The sequence below is a fragment of the Alteromonas naphthalenivorans genome (assembly GCF_000213655.1).
GTDB classification, from domain to species: Bacteria; Pseudomonadota; Gammaproteobacteria; order Enterobacterales; family Alteromonadaceae; genus Alteromonas; species Alteromonas naphthalenivorans.
In genome coordinates, this window is sequence record NC_015554.1 from 1,360,539 (window position 1) to 1,383,105 (window position 22,567).

Annotated in this window: 26 protein-coding genes; 10 read left to right on the forward strand and 16 right to left on the reverse strand. The window is 42.6% G+C overall.

Annotated elements, in window-relative coordinates; genetic code table 11:
* Window position 1: 1 nt before the first annotated feature.
* Entirely contained in the window at window positions 2–217 is a 216-nt protein-coding gene (locus tag AMBT_RS05815; protein ID WP_013783659.1) for a hypothetical protein, read from the forward strand.
* Between the two features lie 63 nt (window positions 218–280).
* Here the strand turns inward: AMBT_RS05815 and AMBT_RS05820 are convergent, their stop codons facing one another.
* Window positions 281–475: a hypothetical protein gene (locus tag AMBT_RS05820; RefSeq protein WP_083820183.1), complete on the reverse strand. Its 195-nt coding sequence runs from the start codon at window positions 473–475 to the stop codon at window positions 281–283.
* A gap of 54 nt (window positions 476–529) precedes the next feature.
* Window positions 530–706, reverse strand: coding sequence for a DUF1328 domain-containing protein (locus AMBT_RS05825; protein WP_041452796.1), 177 nt, complete (start codon window positions 704–706; stop codon window positions 530–532).
* Window positions 707–961: 255 nt separating this feature from the next.
* Here AMBT_RS05825 and yfbR point away from each other — a divergent pair, with 255 nt between their 5' ends.
* Window positions 962–1,615, forward strand: coding sequence for a 5'-deoxynucleotidase (gene yfbR, locus AMBT_RS05830; RefSeq protein ID WP_041452797.1), 654 nt, complete (start codon window positions 962–964; stop codon window positions 1,613–1,615).
* Window positions 1,616–1,695: 80 nt separating this feature from the next.
* Here the strand turns inward: yfbR and AMBT_RS05835 are convergent, their stop codons facing one another.
* The 9 genes from AMBT_RS05835 to AMBT_RS05875 all read right to left on the reverse strand — a co-directional run bounded on the left by AMBT_RS05835 (window position 1,696) and on the right by AMBT_RS05875 (window position 9,356).
* On the reverse strand, window positions 1,696–2,247 hold the full coding sequence (locus AMBT_RS05835) for a CC0125/CC1285 family lipoprotein (RefSeq protein WP_013783663.1): 552 nt from the start codon (window positions 2,245–2,247) through the stop codon (window positions 1,696–1,698).
* 30 nt (window positions 2,248–2,277) lie between these two features.
* On the reverse strand, window positions 2,278–2,535 hold the full coding sequence (locus AMBT_RS05840) for a hypothetical protein (RefSeq protein ID WP_013783664.1): 258 nt from the start codon (window positions 2,533–2,535) through the stop codon (window positions 2,278–2,280).
* 56 nt (window positions 2,536–2,591) lie between these two features.
* Window positions 2,592–3,104 carry a hypothetical protein gene (locus AMBT_RS05845; protein ID WP_013783665.1) on the reverse strand — a complete coding sequence of 171 codons (513 nt, stop codon included), beginning with the start codon at window positions 3,102–3,104 and terminating at the stop codon, window positions 2,592–2,594.
* 3 nt (window positions 3,105–3,107) lie between these two features.
* Window positions 3,108–3,425 carry a hypothetical protein gene (locus AMBT_RS05850; protein WP_013783666.1) on the reverse strand — a complete coding sequence of 106 codons (318 nt, stop codon included), beginning with the start codon at window positions 3,423–3,425 and terminating at the stop codon, window positions 3,108–3,110.
* 252 nt (window positions 3,426–3,677) lie between these two features.
* Window positions 3,678–5,663: a response regulator gene (locus tag AMBT_RS05855; RefSeq protein WP_013783667.1), complete on the reverse strand. Its 1,986-nt coding sequence runs from the start codon at window positions 5,661–5,663 to the stop codon at window positions 3,678–3,680.
* 157 nt (window positions 5,664–5,820) lie between these two features.
* A complete protein-coding gene (locus tag AMBT_RS05860; protein ID WP_013783668.1) occupies window positions 5,821–6,273 on the reverse strand; it encodes a response regulator in 453 nt (150 codons plus the stop codon).
* Window positions 6,263–7,777 (reverse strand): sensor histidine kinase, encoded by a 1,515-nt coding sequence (locus AMBT_RS05865; RefSeq protein ID WP_013783669.1) that lies wholly within the window; start codon window positions 7,775–7,777, stop codon window positions 6,263–6,265. Before AMBT_RS05865 ends, AMBT_RS05860 begins: the two co-directional genes overlap by 11 nt.
* Window positions 7,778–7,781: 4 nt before the next feature.
* On the reverse strand, window positions 7,782–8,006 hold the full coding sequence (locus tag AMBT_RS05870; protein WP_013783670.1) for a hypothetical protein: 225 nt from the start codon (window positions 8,004–8,006) through the stop codon (window positions 7,782–7,784).
* Between the two features lie 18 nt (window positions 8,007–8,024).
* Window positions 8,025–9,356: a sigma-54-dependent transcriptional regulator gene (locus tag AMBT_RS05875; protein ID WP_013783671.1), complete on the reverse strand. Its 1,332-nt coding sequence runs from the start codon at window positions 9,354–9,356 to the stop codon at window positions 8,025–8,027.
* 574 nt (window positions 9,357–9,930) lie between these two features.
* On the opposite strand from AMBT_RS05875, the gene AMBT_RS05880 reads away from it, so the two are divergent.
* On the forward strand, window positions 9,931–10,422 hold the full coding sequence (locus AMBT_RS05880) for an exopolysaccharide biosynthesis protein (protein ID WP_013783672.1): 492 nt from the start codon (window positions 9,931–9,933) through the stop codon (window positions 10,420–10,422).
* A 187-nt stretch (window positions 10,423–10,609) separates the two neighbouring features.
* Here AMBT_RS05880 and AMBT_RS05885 read toward each other — a convergent pair whose 3' ends face one another.
* Complete coding sequence (locus AMBT_RS05885) at window positions 10,610–11,545, reverse strand: LysR family transcriptional regulator (RefSeq protein WP_013783674.1); 936 nt, start codon at window positions 11,543–11,545, stop codon at window positions 10,610–10,612.
* A gap of 73 nt (window positions 11,546–11,618) precedes the next feature.
* Entirely contained in the window at window positions 11,619–11,969 is a 351-nt protein-coding gene (locus AMBT_RS05890) for a rhodanese-like domain-containing protein (protein ID WP_041452502.1), read from the reverse strand.
* Window positions 11,970–12,155: 186 nt separating this feature from the next.
* On the opposite strand from AMBT_RS05890, the gene AMBT_RS05895 reads away from it, so the two are divergent.
* Window positions 12,156–12,491 (forward strand): ArsR/SmtB family transcription factor, encoded by a 336-nt coding sequence (locus tag AMBT_RS05895; RefSeq protein ID WP_013783676.1) that lies wholly within the window; start codon window positions 12,156–12,158, stop codon window positions 12,489–12,491.
* Window positions 12,492–12,561: 70 nt separating this feature from the next.
* Here the strand turns inward: AMBT_RS05895 and AMBT_RS05900 are convergent, their stop codons facing one another.
* Both AMBT_RS05900 and AMBT_RS05905 read right to left on the reverse strand, forming a co-directional pair.
* On the reverse strand, window positions 12,562–13,305 hold the full coding sequence (locus AMBT_RS05900; RefSeq protein WP_013783677.1) for a PRC-barrel domain-containing protein: 744 nt from the start codon (window positions 13,303–13,305) through the stop codon (window positions 12,562–12,564).
* A gap of 269 nt (window positions 13,306–13,574) precedes the next feature.
* The gene (locus AMBT_RS05905; protein ID WP_041452799.1) at window positions 13,575–13,934 is read right to left on the reverse strand and encodes a MaoP family protein; all 360 of its coding nucleotides are present in this window, start codon (window positions 13,932–13,934) and stop codon (window positions 13,575–13,577) included.
* A 386-nt stretch (window positions 13,935–14,320) separates the two neighbouring features.
* On the opposite strand from AMBT_RS05905, the gene AMBT_RS22685 reads away from it, so the two are divergent.
* From AMBT_RS22685 to AMBT_RS05920, 4 genes are all read left to right on the forward strand, one after another.
* Complete coding sequence (locus AMBT_RS22685) at window positions 14,321–14,488, forward strand: hypothetical protein (protein ID WP_013783679.1); 168 nt, start codon at window positions 14,321–14,323, stop codon at window positions 14,486–14,488.
* A 128-nt stretch (window positions 14,489–14,616) separates the two neighbouring features.
* Complete coding sequence (locus AMBT_RS05910; RefSeq protein ID WP_013783680.1) at window positions 14,617–15,456, forward strand: LysR family transcriptional regulator; 840 nt, start codon at window positions 14,617–14,619, stop codon at window positions 15,454–15,456.
* Window positions 15,457–15,469: 13 nt separating this feature from the next.
* Window positions 15,470–15,820, forward strand: coding sequence for a DUF2750 domain-containing protein (locus tag AMBT_RS05915; RefSeq protein ID WP_013783681.1), 351 nt, complete (start codon window positions 15,470–15,472; stop codon window positions 15,818–15,820).
* A gap of 65 nt (window positions 15,821–15,885) precedes the next feature.
* On the forward strand, window positions 15,886–16,116 hold the full coding sequence (locus tag AMBT_RS05920) for a DUF2789 domain-containing protein (protein ID WP_013783682.1): 231 nt from the start codon (window positions 15,886–15,888) through the stop codon (window positions 16,114–16,116).
* Here the strand turns inward: AMBT_RS05920 and AMBT_RS05925 are convergent.
* Entirely contained in the window at window positions 16,113–16,760 is a 648-nt protein-coding gene (locus tag AMBT_RS05925) for a YceH family protein (RefSeq protein WP_013783683.1), read from the reverse strand. The two genes, AMBT_RS05920 and AMBT_RS05925, sit on opposite strands and share 4 nt — an antisense overlap.
* Before the next feature lie 166 nt (window positions 16,761–16,926).
* Between AMBT_RS05925 and AMBT_RS05930 the strand changes: the two genes are divergently transcribed.
* Together AMBT_RS05930 and AMBT_RS05935 are read left to right on the forward strand one after the other, a co-directional pair.
* Entirely contained in the window at window positions 16,927–18,234 is a 1,308-nt protein-coding gene (locus AMBT_RS05930; protein WP_013783684.1) for a ribonuclease J, read from the forward strand.
* A 112-nt stretch (window positions 18,235–18,346) separates the two neighbouring features.
* On the forward strand, window positions 18,347–22,528 hold the full coding sequence (locus tag AMBT_RS05935; RefSeq protein WP_013783685.1) for an EAL domain-containing protein: 4,182 nt from the start codon (window positions 18,347–18,349) through the stop codon (window positions 22,526–22,528).
* Window positions 22,529–22,567 lie beyond the last annotated feature (39 nt).

A 22,567-nucleotide genomic window follows, 5' to 3' on the forward strand; every position in this document is an offset into this window, starting at 1 on the left:
GATGAAAAGCCAAGTTGAATTTGGTTTTGCCAGTGAGATGACGGCATATCGTTTTATCAACACGGTTAAACACATGGATGTTGATTCACTTGTCGTGAAGTTTGGACGAAGTGATCGTCACGTGTTGGTATCTTACCGGTATGCGGTAGATGAATTTGATAGAACGCTATCAGAATTAGACGATTTAGCGCGAGAGCTTGGCGGCGAAGAAGTATAAAAAGAAGTATAAAAAAAAGCTGATGGACAATGTCCATCAGCTTTTTTCGTGATAAAGCGTGTATTAACAGTCTTTATCTTCGGCGTCTGCGCCTTCTTTAACATCTTCACAAGCATCTTCTACTGCGTTGCCTGCATCTGTTACAATTTCGTCTAGCTCTTCGCCTGCATCTTCTGCGTTGTTATCACCGCATGCGGCAAGTGTAAGTGCAAATGTACCAGCTGCTAAAAGTTTCAATAATGATTTCTGTGAGATCATGTCCATTCTCCTGTTTCCTAAAAGTATCTAAAAATATCTAAATGTGTGGTAAATCTATGCTCGTGGTGACCGACCGCGTAAGGCATTCGCGACTAGTGAAATGACTAGTAAAGCGATAAACACAAAGAATAAAAATTGTGCGATACCTGTTGCTGCACCTGCGATGCCGCCAAAACCAAAAACTGCTGCAATAATGGCGATAATGAAAAAAGTAATTGCCCAACCTAACATAGCTAAATCCTCTTTTTGCTCCGTTACTGACATAGGTATTAATGCGAACTCCGTGCCTTAATGTTAAGTCTATGATTTATATTTATTTTATATTAAATTCCACTGCTTTTGACCGATAATGTATTCGTTGGCTAAACAAGGTTTACAGAGCATTTGCACTTTTTACATGGCGGGAGGCATAGTAAGCAAGGCAGCATTCCCGATTTGCAAATGCTACTATCAATTTCTAACAATCGTAATTTTAAAGGGCGCAAAATGGCGAAAACTCACTCCGCATTTATAGGTTTGATGCAACGGGCAAGAAACGTGAAACGATGGCCTTTAATGGCACAGTTTCAAGAGGAGATGTTGTCTACACACATCTACGAAGCCTCTATGGTCGCTCACATGTTAGGTGCAATAGCGGCGGATGTGTTCAACGAAGCGGTTGATCCCGATCGAGTCGCTGCCATGGCTATTTTCCATGAAGGTAGCGAGATTGCTGGTATGAGTGATATTCCAAGTCCTGTAAAGTACCACGACCCTGAAACCACTGCAGCCATAAAAAAACTCGAGCGTAGGTTTGAGGCAATGCTGATACAAACCTTGCCTGAGCCCCTACAGAAGCGCTACCAGCCATTAATAGAACAAGATAAAGATGATATTCATGTACGGCTTGCTAAAGCCGCTGACGTGTTATGTGCGTATCTAAAATGTGATTATGAGTTGTCAAAATCCAATTCAGAGTTTTCAAACGCTATGTATGAAATGGAAGTGCAATTGAAACAATACCGAGAGAGGTTTCAGTCAGTAGAGTACTTTTGTAAAGTCTTCTTAGAAGATGCCAAGGGGACCTTGGATGAACAAACCAAAGATCTTGATTGGGTAGAGCGAGCCAACACATTGCATTTAGATTCTGAGCAAAGTTAAATAAAGCAATGTGCGTTGTAAACAAAAATGACCGCCATTTGGCGGTCATTTCATCAAAAATTAATTTTTTTGAAGCGCGCCTACTTAACCTTATCTACTTGGTCAGCGAGAATTTCTGTAACAGATATAGCGTTCTTTCCCAAACTACTTTGGGTATTGCTCATTCTTACCAGAACAGAGAAATAAATGTCGTTAATCTGTGTCTGCGTCACCGTGTTTTGCCCTTGACCCGGTGCAGGTTCTGCCACCTCGGTACATCCTGACATGGTACATTGCTGATTAGTTGCAAATGGTTGGGGCTTATCTGTATTGTGGGTGACTGCTCTGGCCATAACGGGTTTTTTATCCACGTCGGTTTTGATAACAGCCAACCATTCATAGTTATGTTTGTTAGCGAGTTCAGCGGCTCGGCGTAATGCGAATTGCTGAATAATATCTGCTGGAGTGCGATCTGTAGCTTTAAATAATACTCGGTATTCATTGTCGGTTAGTTGAACGCTAGAATACCCATAGCCCTCCTTAGTGACCGCAGATTTGTAGGGTGTGGGCGAGGCGACAGGTGTAGTAGTACAAGCGGTAACAAATAAACTGCATGCTAAAGCCGCTATTTTCATTTTTATTGGTAAGCGCATGGTAATTCCTAGTATTAATTGTAGTGACTATTATTTTAGGAACGAAAGTGCGGTGGTGCGCACAAAAGTCATAATAGCTTGATTTCTTTTGCTCTTTGGAGCGTCAGTATTTATACCTTTGTAAGCCCCAGCAGCAACAATACCCAATAATACTTCAGGTTTGCCCATAAGCAGACGACAATCTCGCTTAGCCTCTTCAAATGATTCTTCAGCATGATGTTTTTGGGCTAAATAATTATGCTGGCACTGCCTGATATCCTCTAAGTTCTTTTTCAGAAAAATATTCATGATAAGTGCTCCTTAGTTTTACGCTGATTGACGGCAATCCCGTAATGAGTTTGCTGCTACTTGGTTAAAGACTGCATTGATGTGGTAAGCCGCTTTAGATTAATAAAACGAAATGCACTCTGTGCATGCATAAATGCAACGACACTTAATATGCTATTAACCAGTAACAATATAACCATAATAAGTAGTGCAGGCATGCCAGCATGGTGCATTGCTAACCCGATGCATGAATTGAGCAAAATCCAGCAAAAACCACCTAATGCAAATGCGGTAAGTGCGCCAAAAATGCTGACAAAAATCGACTTGGTAATGAGTTGAAGTTCAGCGTTAATCAGGTCGATTAATGCAAAGCCCTGATATTTTTTCTGTGCGTAAAGCGTTTTAAAAGAAGCCAGCGCCTCTTCAAAAGTAATGTCTGGGGGAATGTTATTCGACGACTCGGATGTCTCGCCGGTTGTACTTTGCTGAGGAATGCGAAATGTCGCCTGACTTCTCGGAGAAGTCAGGCGAAACGGATTTTCGCTGCTCAGCGTGTATGTGGCACTACGAAAATCTGGTAAAGGTTTCATGCTTTATTTCTTGCGAAATAATGAAGTCACTAACATACCTGCTGCGAATGCCATACCAGCAGTGGCTAATGGGTTCTCGATAGCATACTTTCGTACACCAGACGACTGCCATTTTTGCTCAGCTAAACGTTTTCTTTCAGACATATTGTCCGCAGAGCGACTTGCCGTGTTACGAATATTGTCCTCAGCTACGGCCGCACTATCAGCCAGCTTATCTACTGACGAATGAAGTGTTTCTTTTAACTGATCCGTGACTGGGTGACTAGGCTCGGTTACGCTATTCACTTTCGCTGTTTTTGGCGTAGTAGTTTGTGTTGCCATAGTACTCTCCTTAAATTTGCTAGATTGCACATAGAGAGTTGCAACGCTTATACCAACATGGCTGGATATATAAATAATTGATTTTGTTTGATTTTATTTCGTTTCGTATTTTGGTGAGGAAGCTAAGTTTTAATTAAACGTAAGAGTTGCAAGGTAGGCCGTGTAATAATTTCGTAATCGATAGGAATTCAACAGTTCCTGTGGAGGGAAAGTTAGCTACGAATGGCAGCTAACAATTTCTTTTCGTATTTTTTAGGACACCACACTGATTAAATCTTCTTTACTCACTGGCTTTAATAGCGACTGGCTAACACCTAAATGCTTCATGGTATCTTTATCTGGCTCGTTGCCACTGACAATAACCAGCTTGGCCTTGGGTTGAATTTGATTTAACTCGGCAGCTAAGTCATATCCATGGTAGTCGGGAAGGGTCAAATCCATTAATACATGATCAAATACCACTTCGGTCATACACTCGATAGCATCTGCGCCCGTATTCGCCGTAATAACATCGTGGCCTTGATGTACCAAAAATAATTGTAATAATTCAGCTGCGTCTTCGTCGTCTTCTATCACTAATATTTTTTTAGCCGTCGGTTGAGGCTGAGTACTTTGCGTCACTGTTTTAACGGTTTCTATCTTCGACACGGCAGGACCTTGAGAGCGCACCAAATACTGGTCGAGCACTTCAGTAAGGGCAGCTCGTTCAATAGGTTTACCAATAACATTATTAAACCCGTCATCCATTAAAGATTGTTTTAACCCTTTGCGACTCGCGGCGGTAACGGCCACAACAGGTACGTTGCTCTTATGCCGCCTTATTGCATGAAGGGCTTCAATACCATTCATAACCGGCATATGAATATCCATTAACACTAAATGAAAGGGCTCGTTATCTTCTTCGGCTTGTAAAACAGCCTCTAATGCTTTAACGCCGTTTTCTGCATAAGCGACGGTAGCGTGACATTGACTGACTAGATGACCTGTTAAGCGACGAATCTCACGAATATCATCAACAATCAATACCTTGCCAGTAACCTGTAAATCTAAGTTGTTGGCTTCAGCTCTGCTAGGTGGCTTAAGTGCAAGTTGAGTACGGCTTTGTTCGCTAATGTCACCGGGATCGATAGAAAACGAAAAGCGACTGCCTTTGCCAAAAACTGAATCTACACTAATGCTTCCGCCTAACTTGGCCACAAGTTCTCGGCTTATTGCCAAACCTAAACCAGCTCCGCCATGATTTGCACGCATGATATCTTCGATTTGCTCGAAAGGCTGAAAGATTTTATCTAGCTTATGTGGTGGCATGCCGATGCCGGTGTCTTCAACAATAAAATGTAACCTTTCATTGGCTTTTCCAGGTGCTGGAGGGCGAACTTCTACGGTAACGGTTATGGCGCCAGTATCGGTAAATTTCACAGCGTTACTGACTAAGTTGATTAACACCTGACGCAAACGGGTAGGGTCGGTTTCAATCACTTCCGGTATCTTAGTTTCTGCAATCACATCGAAAACAAGGTCTTTGTCTTTCGCTGCTAATCGCATTAATGAGTGAATATCAGTAAGGAAAGGGCTTAAATGCACTTCTTTGATATTAAGCTCAAGTTTATCCGCCATAATGCGAGACATATCAAGAAGATCATTTAACAGACTAAGTAAGTGCTTTCCATTGGAATAAATAATAGACAGCTCTTGGGCCAAAGGGTCATTACCTTTGTCGTCTAATAGCAGCTCTGTGTAACCTAAAATAGACGTAAGCGGGGTGCGAAGTTCGTGGCCCAAGTGAGCCAGAAATTTATCTTTCGCTTTGTTCTGTTGTTCGACTTTGTGTCTTTCTAATCGCTCGTTTTCTATCTCACGTCGAACCATGGCGTAGCGAATGGTGCGCATAAAGCGGGGCGACTCTATTTCTGTTTTTTGCAGGTAATCGGCTGCACCCGCTCGCATCACCAATTCGTCAACCTGTGAGTCTGATTGACCGGTTAAAATAACAACAGGAAGATTAAATTGGTTTGATTTAAGCACTTCCAATACGTCTACTGCGTTTTCTGCGCCAAGTAGATAGTCGAGCAGACACAAGTCGAAATTTCGACGCTGTAACGCATCTATGGCATCAGCACTGTTGGTTACCCAGGTAAGCTGGAAACGGGGTTCTTCACATTGAAGTAAATAATCCGACGTTAAAAAATAATCATCTTCGTCATCTTCAATCAGTAAAACCCGGATAACTTCGGTCACTGTGCGCTCCATAAAACATTGGTCGTAACGTAGCGCTGAATAACAAGCGCCTTAAAACATAGCGGCACTAATGGTTAGCGCCGTGCAGCATGAGTAGTAACTTACTGCGTCCAACATATGGACTCATCACTACGTATATTGAATTAATAAGACTCGACTAATCGTGTGGCAACTCTACAAACTCAATCCAGTAGCGACCTAGCGCGCGCATAAGCTCGACAAGTCCCTCAAAATTCACAGGCTTAGTGATATATGAAGCACAGCCTAAGTCGTATCCGCGAAGCATGTCTTCTTCTTCTTTGGATGTTGTTAAGATGACCACTGGGATCCCACGTAATTTAGGATCGGTTTTTAATTCTTGTAACGCTTCTCGGCCATCTTTTCGCGGCATGTTAAGATCTAACAGTATTAGGCTAGGGCGGGGGGCTTTGCTAGCATCTGTGTACTTACCTTCATGGCGTAAAAATTCAAGCAATTCCACGCCATCTTCAACACAAAATAAGTTGTTTAACACACGGCTTTCTTTGAGTGCGTCTACAGTTAATAGACGATCGTCCTCATCGTCATCTGCCATAAGGATATTAATTGGTTGGGTTTGTTTACGCGTCATGTGCGGTATCTCCATGATTATTTAGAGAGCCAAAAGGCTCGCTGTTTGTTGGCAGAAGGATAGTAAAGGTTGCGCCTTCTCCTGGCGAGCTTTTTGCCGAAATTTGACCATTGTGTCGTTCAACAATGCGTCGGCATACAGCTAGGCCAATCCCTGTTCCTTTATATTCGCTTCTTCCGTGCAAGCGTTGAAACGGGGCAAAAATCTTTTCTGCAAAACTTTGTTCAAAGCCAATACCGTTGTCTGAGATTTGAATTTTGATCCAGTCATACTCATCAGCTAACAATATGTCTTTCATATCAGCTTCAGTTGGGGTTGTAGCTGTAATTTCAATAAGAGGTTCTTTGTCAGCGGTTTGAAATTTTAGTGCGTTAGACAATAAGTTTAGAAACAGCTGATCAATTTGTGATTTGTCTGCGCGAATAGTCGGAATATCCTGCACAACAACATTGGCACCTTTTTCTTCGATAGCTATTTCTAAATCACCTAGTACACCATCGATAACGTCGCCGACATTTACTTGTTCGAAGTCTTTGCCCCGTGTAGAAACCCGAGAAAAAGACAGAAGGTCAGAAATCAACATAGACATACGCTCGGCTGCGTTAAGCATACGGGCAAGGAAGTCTTGTCCACGTTCATCCATCACATCTTTGTAGCCAGAGTCTAACCGGTTACCGAAGGCGCGAATTTTACGTAGCGGTTCTTGGAGATCGTGTGACGCAACAAAGGCAAAGTCTTCAAGCTCTCGGTTGCTACGGGCTAATTCATCTGCATAAATTCTTAGTTCCTGAGTTCGCTCTGAAATTTTATGTTCTAGGTCTTCATTAACGTCAACAAGGGTATCTTTATGCTTTTCATTTTCTCGAATGTTGGCTTTTAACAACAAGAAGATTGAGATAATAAGAAACAGAGTGGTACCTGAAGATATTAACAGTGTATTCACCGAGTCACGTCTTAGCTTCATCAAGCTGGCTAAATGCGTACCTTGAATATCTCTTTCTGAGGAATCAATGCGTTCGAACATATTTTCGAAATCGTTGTATAAATCAAGGCCTCTGTCGCTTTCAAGCAATGTGAAGGCTTGCGCTAAATCACCCACTCTTACTAGCTCTACAATACGCACCATACCGTTAATTTTAACGCGGGTTAGGGCAAGTAGCTTATCAATCCGTTCTGATTGTTCCGGCAAGTCAGACGCAAGTGCACTCACTTCAACTTCATCGGCAAGGGCAGTGAAGTTATTCAGTGTTTGTGTGTACTCCTCCAGATAAGCTTCATCTTCAGTAAGAAGGAAACCACGTTGACCTGATTCGGCGCGCAATACGGCCACATGCAACTTGTTCACCGCGCTTATCACGCGGCTAGTGGTAAATAAACGCGCTTCTAAGGCTGACAAGTCATCAAGGGTTTGCACCACATAAAATGAATTCGCAGTGATAATAGCAATCACGAATACCACCATGATTACCCAACTGTATAGCGAAGAAAAAACTTTGTTTAGCATTACATCAATCCAATAATGTGTCGCCAAAATCTGAAGTCATTTCAGAAAGGGAGTCACTGCAATCTTTAGCACTGGCAATTATCTTATCCAATGCTGCTATCGCTTTTTGGGCGGGAACTTCGCCATTAAGCGCCATTTTTACCAATTCAGCTTGCATAGAAATGCGATTTAGTGGTTTGCGTGCATCATGTACGTAAGTGCTTAATCGGGCAAACTCATCTTCAGTCATAACTTTTGTCCTGCCTTACTAGTCTTCTTTGACCAAATCGCCATACGCGTGAAGTCGGTTGTATAGGGTTTTGGTACTTATGCCGAGCATGTCGGCGGCCATGGTCTTATTCCCATTCACTTTCTCAAGCGTGGCGTAAATAAGTTCCTTTTCAACGTCTTCAATAGTGCGTCCTGCTTGAAGTGCCGGCGCTGTACTTTGCTTTTTAGCAAAAGGCGATTCAATCGTTTTAGGAAGCTCTATTACCTGTTTTGTCGGGTCGCTCATAATGGCGGCACGATGAACAAAGTGACGCAATTCACGAACGTTACCTGGCCAGTCATAGGCTTGTAATGTATTTAGCTGACTTTCTTGCCAACTAAACTTAGAGCCATTGTCTTTATTAAATTCTTCAATAAAGGTTTTCGCTAATAAAGGAATATCTTCTTTACGCTCGCGCAACGTAGGTATGGTGATTGGAAACACAGCAAGTCTGAAGTAGATATCTTCACGCAAGACTTTGCTTTGTGCTATCTCTTCCATGGTTCGGTTAGTGGCTGACACTACGCGGCAATTTACCGGAATAGTTTTAGTACCGCCAACACGGATAACCACTTTGTTTTCCAATACGCGTAGTAGGTTTGGCTGCATATCGATAGGCATTTCGGTGATTTCATCTAAGAATAAACATCCGCCTTCAGCTTGTTCGAAAACACCTTCCTTACGGCCAACTGCACCAGTAAAGGCACCTTTTTCGTGGCCAAATAGTTCACTACCAATTAATTCTTTTGAAAAGGCACCACAGTTAGTCACTACGTAAGGGCCTTCACTTTGTGACGCGCGGTGAATGGCGGCTGCAACCACCTCTTTACCTACACCACTTTCGCCCAGTAGCATAACGTTGGCACTCGTTCTGCTTACTCTTTCAATTAATTTATAAAGTTCTTTCATTGGCGCAGATTCGCCAATAAGCAAATCGAAATGCTTTTCAATTTTTTCGCTGGTATCTTCAGCGACTTTAGGTTTTCCTGTTAATACTGCTTCAATGTCTTCACGTTGAATAGGTTTAACAAGGTAATCAATATTGGGGCCGCACAAACCTTTAATGACGCCTTTTACCGATGGGTGTCCGGTAATAAGGGTAATGCGTGGGCGTTTAGGAAGCGCGTTAAGTTCATCGAACAAGTATGCACCGCTACCATCTGGCAACATGAAATCAAGTAATACATGATCGAAGGTTTCTTTCTTTAACCAATCACGCGCTTCTCCTAATGTGGCAGCAGTTAGCACTTCGTGACCGAGAAACTCAATAATAGTGCAGGCCACCTCGGTAAACTCGGCATCATCATCTACAAGCAAAACAGTTAACACTTGAATATCCCTTTTTTAAATGATCAATCACACCCTGATTGCTTAGTTCAGTGCACTGGGTGGGTAAATTGATCTGATTTTATAATTATTTGTGCATTATTACATTCAAACGTAGACGTTGTCGCATTCATACTCAACTTTGGTTGAAAAGCGCAGCAATATCTTTGGGCTGACCTCATAATGCGATCCTCGCATCACTTAAAAGTGGGCTAGCTAAATACAATCCGCACAATGACATATCTTTAGCTCATAAAGCACATATTGTGCCGATCACTACCAAAAAGCATAAATTTGAATGATGAGTAACTTCAGTGGCACAGTTATCGCATTATACCGCATAGTCGCTTTGTAACCGAACGCGAAAATTCACCGCTTACGAGAATGCTTCTGAAAGTTTATTTCAGATTTACACTGTTGGACAAGCGGAAAATAGAAGCGTTGTACACGGTGATATTGCTGAGTTAATGAAATTTTTGATGGAATACCCAAAGCGTATTGCGCTTCGCTATCACCCAAGACGCATAGGTTTCGATGGAAATAAGGCATTAGTCTTAGCCATAAATAGGGAATGAAAATGTTTAAGGAAACTGGCGCAAGGTCAATGACACTTTATGAGTTGTTGGGAAAAATGCAGCCTAAAAACACCACCGACGTCATGGCGTTTTCCGAATTCTGGAATGCAATGGAAAAAAGGGGATTTGGACCCATGTTAGCGTTGCCAGCGTTTATTGCGGCAACGCCCATAGGGGCTATTCCTGGTGTACCCACCATTACCGGTGTGACAATTTTACTGATAGCAATGCAAATTTTACTCGGTCGACGTCATCCGTGGCTTCCCGCTACCATTATGAAAATTGAAATGGATGCAGAGCGAATAGAATTTTTGGTAAATAAAATGAAACCTGTGGCGGTGCGATTTGACCGTTTCTTAATGCCGCGCTGGTTTTTTATGCGCCAACCTGTGTTCCGTTCACTTATAGCGCTAAGTTGTGCGGCGTGTGGTTTGTTGATGGTGCCACTAGAGTTAGTACCCTTTATGGGATTAATACCGGCGTTTGCTGTGTAGATTATGGCTATTGGTATGGCAACGGATGACGGCGCTGTAGCACTATTTGGGCTATCTATCGCCTTATTTGGATTTTTATACGGTGGTCAACAGATAGCGCTAGGTATTGGCTAAGACTGCTGAGTTTTTGTTTTTATATCAATGTGCTACGTATAGCTTAGCGATAAGTAAATGACTACTGCTCACATTACCTTTGTATAGACTCTACGCATTGTTCAAGCATGCCATCAGCAGAAGGAAGCTGCATCGATTGATATCTAAGTTCACCGATAAAGCTTCTTGCTGCTGGTCCCAGGCCATCGCCATCCTCAAATGTGAGGTAAAGCATTGCGCGGCGTAAACCGCCATTGCTATCAAGAGGTAGTGGCAGCAATAGCTCTTCTTCTAATTCTTTTTTAATAATAGCGATAGGTAGCCAAGCAAATCCAAGTCCTTGAGAAATCATATCTACAGACGTTCTAATATGGCTAACCGTCCAGCGTTGCTCGGCGCCAAGCCAACCAGCATCAACTTTACGCTCAGCTGATGAATCTCTTACCACTATTTGACGATGTGACTTTAAATCTTCTAGTGTTAAGGCACGGTCGAGTGCGTGCAGAGGATGATCAACATGCGCTACAGCAGCAAAGTCTATTTCGCACAAATCTTCACTGAATCCGCCGGGGTAGGGGAAGGGGGATATCGCGATATCTACATTGCCACTATCAAGCAAGGAGTTAGCGCCGCTTAACACGGTTTCTTCAATCTCGATACGTAGCAGAGGAAATTCTTCAGACACTTTACTTAATACATTATAAAGTAAATCGGAAGGGAAAATGATATCAACGGCGATACGAAGAAGGGTTTCGGTTCCTGCTTGTAAACTAGCCGCTACCGCTTCTAATTTCTGCGCTTCATTTAATACAAACGCCGCTCGCCGATACATTAACTCCCCTTGAGGAGATAACTTTACCTTACGCCCACTGTTTTCAAACAACACAACGCCAATGGCGTTTTCTAACTTTTGAACCGCGTGATGCACACTAGATTGGCTCTTGTGCACTAATGCGGCTGCTTGATTGAAGCCTCCAGCATCTACCACTGCCTTAAACATGCGCCATTGTTCTAATGTAGATTTTAACATCCGCGAGCTCTAATCGATTATTCTGTCACAGTATAGAGGGGTTATACCACAAGCTCCCAGAGGCTGTCAGCGCTTATGCGTCGGTAGCTTGCTTAATATCGCCTATTGAACAGGTTACCACGCTCACATTCTCATACCCCATGTTCATTAGCTGTTCGGCAGCCAATTTGGCGCGAATGCCTGAGGCGCAATGAATATAGATTGGAAATTTGGCATCTTTACACTTTTCGATAACTTTCATCTCAAGTACGCCACGAGGAATATTTAATGCTGCTTCTACAGGGCTAGATGCTGCCTCTGCGGGTTCACGAACATCAAGTAATAGACCGTGATTAGAAGATATTTCCTGCATCGCTTCTTTAGCTGTTATACAACGAAGGGGAAAAGGGATATTGGCAAGTCTCGTAGTGATATCGATTAACATTAAAGCACCTTGAAAATTAATGATGAGTTTACTATATAAGGAAAGCGCTATATTTTCTACCACCTACTTTCATTATATTTTTATAAAAAAATGACATTGAGTTTTGGCGTTCGCCGCCATAGTAGTATACTTTAGTATAAGGTGGCGAGTGGTGGCCTATTTACGTAACTTTATAAGTGAGTTGTTATGACTGATAATTTAGCCGTTGATGATTTATCTGTGAACATGAGCGAAATGGCTCAATATACAATGGAAGCTGAGCTCTATCTTAAGCAGTTGGCAAATAAGACCCGTTTAATGGTGTTGTGTTCTTTAATGGACAAAGAGTTATCTGTTACTCAAATGTTAGACCATGTAGATGTTTCTCAGCCAGTAATTTCACAGCATTTAGCGCTATTGAGAGAATCTAAAATGGTAGCCACACGCCGAGCTGGACAAACCATTTATTATCGATTAGCCGATGAAAGAGTGAAGCAAACTATTGGCTTGCTCCACAAGTTCTTTTGCGCTCAGAACGATTAATTAAGTTTGCTAGAATCTAGCTCAGTAACAAACGGTAAATCACCAAAGCTTAAATAGATTTTCGACCTAACTAGACAAGTTTAGCGTTTGCCACCAATGCCTCTACATATGCAGCGTCATCCAATTTATCAAGATCAACTTCCGGTCTAGCCATCAAACCCTCATGTGTTAGGTCGACAGAGACATTGTGAGAAGACCAATCAATATTCTTGATGTCAGAGGGCAGTACTGCAAGCTTTTTACCACCAGGTAGCCAGTTATTTGTATCAACCACTAACAACTGAATCTGCCAGCTATTAGTATCAAACACGAAATCGCTAATATGCCCAACGTTATCGTCTTGGGTAGCCACTTCATAACCACTGACTTCTCCGCAAGCCCGTAAGTGATTTTCAGGTTTATTATCTATTTCTTCTTTACCCATAGCCGCTAACTCAGGATCGGCTAGTTGACCAGGATGAGCGAAATCGCCCCACGCACCAGGACCAATCCAGTAATAACCATAGCCAAAGTAACGAAATAGTGTTTCTTCAAATTCTCTTGAAACCGGTTTATGTTCGTCAATTGATGGGCTGTTTTTCAGCGTGTCTGCAGTCATGGAAACATCAACGGTTTCTTCTTCCTGATCAACACGGGTGACCGAAATGGGTGATATCACCACTTTTCTGCTAAGGGGAAGCCATGTATTCGTATCGGCAACTACATATCTAACGACGAAATTTTTATCGTCAAAAAGTATGTCTCGTACGCCGCCTATGTCCTTATCGGTAGCATGAATTGAAAAATGTTTAATTTGTTTATATGACACCATCATCGCTGCGCCTCCTTTGCCTTCAGGCTTGGGTAATTCATTAGATATTGTTCTACTACTTCTCAACAGCGTGGTTTGCGTAAAATAGCAATTTCACAAAGCTAAGTTATTAATATAGAACCATCTGTTAGAACATTACAAATATGCAAAGATTTGTTCGCGCGCAATCTAGATATGGATCAACAAAGCGGTGAAAAGCGAGGGAAATATCACAGGTAAAAGCAACCAGCCCGATTTCCACCGAGCTGGTTGCTCATAAATTGAACGCAAAATTACGCTACGTCAAATGCTTCATCACTGTAATCTTCATCGTAGTCTGACTGATTACTCGCAGCGGTGCTATGCAACGTGTAAAAGTGCTTCTTGCCTCGAGATAAGCGTACATACTTGGCCCAGGTGCGCTCAATAGTATTGTCAGCATCCACTTTACCACTAATAAAATCTACAAAATGACGTTCATCATCCGACTCTGGTGTTAACTCTCCACATTCCAGTGCCAGCAGGGTTTTTCCATAACTGGTTAGTATATCTGCCTCACCAATACTGAAATCGCCAGATTTTCGAAAGCCATAAGGAAATTTTTGTCTATCTATAAAAGGTTTTTGAGAAACGCGAATTGATAAATTTTTCATGGTTGTACCCAGCATTGAGTTGTCTTCAAGCGAACTTTTAAGACAAAAGAATCAGAACATAAAACAAAACATTTTTTCCTTATCAATAAAAAATTTTGTTGGAAAATGAAAAGTGTAAATATGTACGAATTTATGGGAGGTAAAAAGTGTGTTTTTATAAAGGTATTTTCTTCTTTTTTATTTAAGTTAATGAATAAAATACAATTTTTTGTTTTTTGGATTCAGCGGGGAAGAAGAGGCTGGGCGTAGGAAAATTGAGGGGATAAAGCGAAATACGTGGATGAAACCCACTATGAAAAATTATTGTCGCAACGATGATAAAAATTCGTTTTCTATTTTTGGTGCCAAGACAATAATGACGACGTGGCAATAACCTAGAGATAGACATGAGTAAAGACTATCGTTACCAAAGTGAAGAATTGGACTCGGTAGAAGAGGAAGACTTTCACACCAAGAAGGTGGGCACAAAGCGCCACCAAAGCGTAAAAAACAAACAAAATCGTGACTTTCAACGTCGAGAGAAACAGCGCCGTTTAATGCACGAAGGTAGTTAATACGCTTCTTAGTTGAAAATAAATACAACGCACTGCTTTTATAGCAGTGCGTTGCTGTGCTTTTGTGTTTACATGCCGTATCATCTGTGACAGTTTACAATCACTTATTTATCGGTTTTGTAAGAAGCATGGATATACGCTTTCTCACCACATTTATTGAAGTTGCAAAAACCCGACATTTTGGCAAAGCAGCTGAAAATCTCTATTTAACGCAATCTGCGGTAAGTGCGCGGATCAAGTTGCTAGAAGAATACTTTCATACCACGCTTTTCATACGCCAGCGCAACAGTATTCAGCTAACCCAATCCGGTGAAAAGCTGTTGCCGTATGCACGTCAGCTATGCAGCACGTTAAATGAAGCCAAGCAAGAACTGCAAATTCAATCTTCTGAATACGTGGTGTGCGGGGCAACGCAATTGGCCAGTGAATTAATGCTGCCAACCACCTTAAGTCACCTTCACAATACCTTTCCAGACTGGTCTGTTAAAGCAGAAGTACTCTCACTTGATGGGCTGTCTCGTCAATTACACGAACGGGTAACCGATTTGGCGTTTTCAACCGAGCCGCTCAAGTCAGAAGAAGTTAAAAGTGAAGTGTTACTAGAAAACCAATTAGGGTTATACCGAATTGGTGAAGGTAGTAATGTGGTAGACGCGGCAGAGTTTGTCGCTATTGATTGGGGTAGCAAAGCCAGAGATTTGTTACTGACGTTATACCCTCAGCTTCGTGATGCTAAACTGCGTACGAACTCACTCAATTTAGCCCTTAATAACCTACAATATGAAGGTGGTGTTGCTGTACTCCCTGAAGGAGCGGTAAATCAACTTGATCCAACTATCGCAATTTCACTAATACAGCCTTTAGAAGGTATCACCATGAAAGTTTACCTTCACACCATGAAACAAGTTAGGCGTGTAGGGCTTGAAGCCTTAATTACAAGTGTATCGGCCATACACCCAGCCAAATAGCAAAGAGAAAATTATGACGACTCAACACCCATTATTACAAATGAACGCGTTCGAACGCTTAGAAGCCAGCGTTGAACTAATTAAAACTTCGGGCAAACTTTTCATTCTTAAAGATGAACATGGTTGCGTGATGTTAACAACAGACGATGAAGATGGCATTCCTGTATGGCCAGAATCATCTCTTGCTTTGCTGTGGGCAACTGAAGATTGGTCAGACTGTGAAGCGATGGAAATCTCAACTAAAGACTTTCTTACCAAATGGGTGGGCGGCATGACACAAGACAATCTTACGGTTATGATTTGTCCGGTACCAGGAGAAGAAGGCGAAGTGATGGAACCAGAGGAATTTGCACAGCAAATTTAATGATCCCATCATTTGCTTCTAGCGTTTCAATATTAACGGATTATCATGATTGAAGAGGAGCTACCATGTTTACTGAACAACCGACTATGAGCAGTTTGTTTGAACAGTTAGGGCTAGCTAGTAGCGATGAAGCGATAGAAAGTTTTATTGAAACGCACAAAGGCTTAAATAAGAGCCAACATATTTTCGAAGCGCCGTTTTGGTCTGAAAGCCAAGCGGATTTCTTGAAAACGGCTATCGAAGACGACGCTGATTGGGCTGAAATTATTGACCAACTCAACGTACGTTTGCACTAGTCGCCTGATGCTAAATCATTAATTCTCGATTCTAGGTCGGCAAGGGTGGCTTTTACTTGAAGTAGAGCCGCCTTCAGTGTTTCAACGGTATCGGTATTGTCGTCTGTGCTTTCACTGGCACTGTTGTTCTCACCTAGCTGACAAAATGTGTGGTTATAGCGTATCTCTCTTTTACCAGACTCTCTTGGTAATGAGTAAATAAGCGCATCCGGCTGGTAAGCAAGTAAGCTGCTGATGGTTGCCTCTACGTCACTGATGTCAGCAAATTGCGCTAATCGCTGGCACCGCCCTCGCAATTCGCCAGGGGTTTGCGGCCCTCGAAGTAAAAGTTCGGTGATAATGGCTTGCTGGTGGTCGCTAAGTTTTATGTCACCGAATTCAGTATTGCAAAAACGGTGGGAATATTTGTCTACTCGGCTACCATAGCCAGATGAAGCTTGAACAATTCGTTTACTTTTCAATCCATCAAGTATTTTAATGACTTCGTCTTCAGTTAACTGGGTGACGGGCAATCGGTTACTTTTTTGGTTACATCCATTGGTGAGTGCATTAAGCGACAAAGGGTATTGTTCAGGCGTAGTCACTGACTTTTCAAGTAATACACCAATAACACGTGCTTCCATATCAGATAACGTCGTGGTCATGATAAATATTCGGTCTTTAAGTATTTACGTATGAAAGTATAGTAACAACTCTCATGGAAGTTTTATATTCTAACCTGTAAGCAGTTAAAGGAGTGGTTAAGGTTTGATAACGCCGAAAAAAGAGGAACTTTGGTTTTTACCATTAGGGGGAACTGGGGAAATAGGCATGAACCTGAACCTGTATGGGCATGACGGCAAGTGGTTAATGGTAGATTGCGGGGTATCATTCGACGAACCGCTTATTCCGCCTTATCGCTATTCTGGCACAAACAAGCAAACCCATCATAGGGTAGTTGCACCAGATCCCACCTTCATTGCAGCACAAAAAGAAAATATTGCCGGTATTGTTATCACTCATGCGCATGAAGATCACGTGGGCGCATTGCCCTATCTGTGGGCGCGTTTTCAGTGCCCCATTTATACCACCTCTTTTACTGCCGAAGTGTTGCGCCGCAAACTTGCACAAACAAAATTGATCAATAAAGTACCTATAGTAGAGATAGCTTCTGAGCAAACGCTGACACTAGGGCCCTTTGATGTTAGTTGGTTATCGGTAACCCATTCGTTGCCCGAACCATATGCGTTAAAAATAGCCACATCGGCGGGCACGGTTTTACATACTGCCGACTGGAAAATTGACGCCCAGCCAATTACCGGTAAGCCCTTTGATAGTAATACCTATCGCGCCCTAGGGGAGGAGAATATTCTTGCCATGGTGGGAGATTCTACTAACGCAACAAAACCGGGTTTCTCCATCTCTGAACGCAATTGCTACGACGGTCTGTTAAGTACTATTAAACCTCTGCAGGGCAGGGTAGTCGTTACGTGTTTTGGCAGTAACATCGCGCGGCTAATTACCCTTGCTAGGGTTGCCCAAAAAACCGGGCGTTACATCGCGCTGTACGGTCGTTCCCTCATCAATATGTACAGCATTGCCCGCCAACAGGGCATTTGGCCAGTAGATTTGCCAGTAGCTGATGCGTTTCACTTAGGGTACTTACCACCAAATGAAGTGCTTGCCGTGGCAACGGGTAGTCAGGGCGAGAAAAATACAGCACTTTCTCGAATGGCTAACGACAGCCACCCCCATTTACAGTTAGATAAAGGCGATACCGTCATTTATTCTGCTATTGCTATACCGGGTAACGAAGACAGTATTAAGCGAGTAAACAGTGTGCTTAGTGCTAGAGGTGTTAAAGTAATAATGAGCGAAGACAGCCAACTGCCCATTCATGCAAGCGGTCACCCGTGCGCCGAAGAGCTTAAACTCATGTATCATTGGGTAAAACCTAAAATTGCTATTCCTGTACACGGTGAAGAGGTTCACTTAAAAGCCCACGCGATGATAGCTAAAGAATGTGGGGTGAAAAAACACTACGTGGGGCAAAACGGTGATTTGTATCGCCTAGCACCTCAACCAAGTATTCGGCGGCAAGTTATTAATACTGGGCGAGTTCCTGTCCAACAAGACTAATGAAGTTAAACGGAAGCGAGTCTCAGTAACTTAATGGTACTGGCTGCAATTTACTCAAACATTCTGATACACTATAACAAATAATAATAACGATTCATTCAAACGAGTTGTCATGCGCTGGTACCTAATCTCAGTTTTATTTGCTGTTTGTTTCGTTAGCACTGTTAGCTACGCTGAGTCTCCCCGTCTTTCAAATCCCGTATTTCAATCGCTGTCCACTAAAAATGGGCTTCCACAAGACGTTGTCAACGATATCGCGATAGATGCAGATGGCTTTGTATGGATAGCCACTGATGGCGGCGTAGCACGTTGGGATGGCGTTAGAACAAAAATCATAAAAGGCCCGAACGATCTTTTCGTTAATGCATCTATAAACAAAATTAGTTTAGAAACTGACAAAGCATTATGGATAAGCACGTACGCGTCGGGTGTTTTCCGTCTTGATTTCGACACCCAAGCCATCACCAAACAAGTGGCGTTGCCTTTTTCAACTCAAGAAGATTGGTTTCAGGATGTGAGTCAGTTTTTTTGGCAAAATGAAACCACCTTATTCATTGGTATGCCTGAGCAGGTCGTTCGTTTTGACACTAACACCATGTCTTACGAGACAATCTTCACACTTAGTGACGAACTGATTGCTCAGCGGCATTTCATTCGAGATATTATCGTTGTAGACAACTGGCTGTTACTGGCTACTAGTGATGGATTAGATGCCTTCGATTTATCCAACGCCGATGCAACAGCTATCTCCGTTAGTTACTTAAACGGGATTGAGCCTGACGTGGATAACCTAAACACCAAATTTCTGATGCACGACGCACAAGGTAGAATTTGGCTCGGTACGGTTAATGGGTTATTTCAGACCACGAAAGGTGAGTTGTTGTCGCATGTTGTTAGTGGTAAGCCCTCGGGATTTCAGCGAGTAGTGAGAAGCCGCAACATTTGGACGATGGAACAACGTGACGATAATGCATTTTGGTTTGGCACCAACGAAGGTCTTTTTGAATTACAACTTAGCCAAAACAAGTGGGTGAGTGAACACATCCTTGAGCCACATAACGGCAGAACAGAACTCTCTAATAAACGCATTCTTGATATTGAAACCGATTATTCGGGGAACTTATGGTTAAGTTCGGTCTATGCGGGGGCACTGTATTTTGGTGTGAAAAGCGCCGAAATTTATGCGATTCAAAACAATCGAAATGACAAGAGTACCGCGCTAAGCGACAGTGTGGTTTGGTCTTTAGCGCAAACCGATAAGGACGTCTTGTGGATTGGTACCGAGAATGGGCTGAATCGATTTAACCTAACTACGCGCACATCAGAACAGTTCATTACCTCTGATAGTGAATTTGTGGCCGACAGAGAGTGGCTAATCGAAAAGTTAGTTCCCACAGGCGATGGCAGGTTGTTTGTGCAAACTTACATGGGAATTCGGTTGTTCGACCCCAGTACAGGGAAGTTATCCATACCACGATTGCAATCATCTTTTGATAGCGATGTGTTCAATGCATGGAACTCGAGTATCACCATCGGTGCTGACGGCGACTTATATTTTGTAGGTAATCATTACTACCGCTACAACTTAGACGCGCAAAAGTTAGATATTATCGATTTGGACGAGGATATCTTCGATATCAATTTTTCCATTGGTTTCTTAGGTGCCTCTCCTTATCACGATAACCGTCTGTTTCTCGCCATGGTTGGCGGTTTATGGCTGGTCGACCCAGTTACTTTAGAGCATGAGTTGGTATATCGCTTTTCAGAAAAACAACGAGCGAATGAACGGTCGATAACGTCGTGGGTTATCGATAATACAGGTGTGCTATGGCTAGCCTTTAGCGGGTATGGGTTATTCGGTGTAGATGCTGATACCTTTGAACCGCTTTACAATTTAAACGAGAGTAATTTGTTGCTCTCCAATATCGTTTACGGTCTACAAAAAGACAGTAATGGGGACATTTGGTTTAGTTCGCATTCTGGGTTGCATCGGTACTCACCAGCCTCAGCCCAAGTGCAAAACTTTATTTATGGCCGCGAATTATCAGTGTCAGAATTTAATCAAGGGGCATCACTTGAGCTCATAGATGGGCGACTCGCCTACGGTTCCACTTCCGGCGTCGTGGTGTTTTCACCCGCTTTGCTGAAACAGATAGGTAATAACTCCAATCTAATTTCAAGACAAACTGCCATTACTGACGTTAGCGTAGATTCCCGGGAACTACCGCTTCCACTGGGTAATCTGAACGGACAGAATATCAGTTTGGATTATCAAGACTACGGAATGACCATCCACTTTTCATCCTTGTCGATGAATGGAGTGGGTAAAGCAAAGTATCACTACACCTTATCACGCTACAATCAAGTTATCAGCGAGGGCGTGTCAGAAGACGATAAAATTACCCTAACTAACTTGGAGCCAGGTCGTTATCACTTTACAGTGGGACCACTTGCTAGCAGTGTAGAATATAACGTTTTACCCGCCACTTTGACGTTTGATATGCCTTATGTACCATGGCGTTCGCCTTTTGCCTATGCAGCGTATTTCACCTTAATACTGCTGATGATTATTGCGTACGTGGTTTCACGCCAGCGTCATCTATTTCGACTTCAAAAAGCGCAACAGCAAGCGTTACTTTTTAGCGATGCGTTTCGACAAACCCGCGACTGGGTACTTATTTTTGATAAAAATAAAGTGCCTGTAGCTGCAAACCCTGCATTTGAAAACGTATTTAATTTCAACAGTAAAGAGTCGTTAGCAAAGCAAATAGATAGGCTTTTCACCCGTTATCCTACGTTGGAATGGCAGCTATCTGGCAAGCTCTCTGATCTTAAAGGGGGAGAGTTCTGGAAAGACGAGGCGGTTATTGAAGGCGCTGATACAAAGCAGTACGACGTTCTTATAGACATCAGCGCTGTTAAAGGGAACGAAAAAGACGAGCAAGCTGATCATTATCTACTTGTGGTGTCTGATATTACTGAACAAAAAAATGCAGAACGTAAGCTGTTAAAGTTAGCTAATTACGACAGCCTAACCGGCTTAGTTAACCGCAGCTTACTGTTGGACAGGCTAGAACATGCTATTGCTGGTGCGCGTCAAAAAAGTGCCCATGTAGCAGTGTTATTTGTCGATTTAGACCGCTTTAAAGGTATTAACGACTCACTCGGTCATGATTATGGCGATAAGCTACTTAAAGTCGTGGCGAATAGAATGCGCAATTTAGTATCTGATGCAGGTACTGTGGCGCGGTTGGGCGGCGATGAGTTTGTAATCGTCATTGAAGACATGGAAACCACGGATGGGCTAACCTCCTTTGTGGCACAATTAATCGAGTCGGTTGAAACACCTATCTCGCTGGCTAACGAGGTGCTACGAGTGTCATGCAGTGTGGGTATTGCCTTTTACCCCGACGATGCCATAGAGCCCGCCGAACTTATTAAGCAAGCTGATGTGGCCATGTATTCTGCAAAGAAAGACACGCTAAGTGGCTTCACATATTTCACAAAAGACATGAACGACAGGGCTAAACAAAGGCTCATCACAGAGAATTTGATAAAACGGGCTTACTCTGAAGACAGTTTTTTCAATCATTACCAGCCAATCATTAATACCCATGAAAAAAACACGATAGGGGTTGAACTGTTACTGCGTGGTGAGCTCGATGGTAACCCCATTTACCCTGACGTCTTTATTCCTGTTCTAGAAGAGCTAAGGTATATCATTGAAGTCACTCGAGCGGCGATGCGTAGGGCTGCCGAAGACCTTGCTACTTGGTATGAAGACGGCTTCACAGGGTTCGTTTCAATCAATTTATCTGCCCTTCATTTTAAAACCGAATTTGATTTAGAAAGTGTTTTTTCGTTACTAAAAGAATTCAATCTGCCAAAAGAAGCGTTTCGTTTTGAAATTACAGAAGGTGTGTTGATGGATGATAGTGACAATGCGCTGCGTCAAATTGAACGCTTTGTTGATGCAGGTTTTATTCTAGCGTTAGATGATTTTGGCACTGGCTACTCGTCGCTAAGTTATCTTAAACGTTACCCACTATCGGTACTTAAAATTGATAAAAGCTTCGTTGACGATATGGCGCCAGGCAATGCGAATGATGCTTTGGTAACCACCACTATAACCCTTGCTAGTAGCTTAAATATGCTGAGTGTTGCGGAGGGCGTAGAAACTCAAGAGCAGGCGTTAAGTTTGTCTGAGAAAGGATGTGTTTTACACCAAGGCTACTTTTACGCTAAACCTATGCCTAGCAGCGAACTATTCCCCTACTTGAATAAAAAATGGTGAGTGCATTTTGCTGATTAAGTGCATTGTTAACTTTTAAAG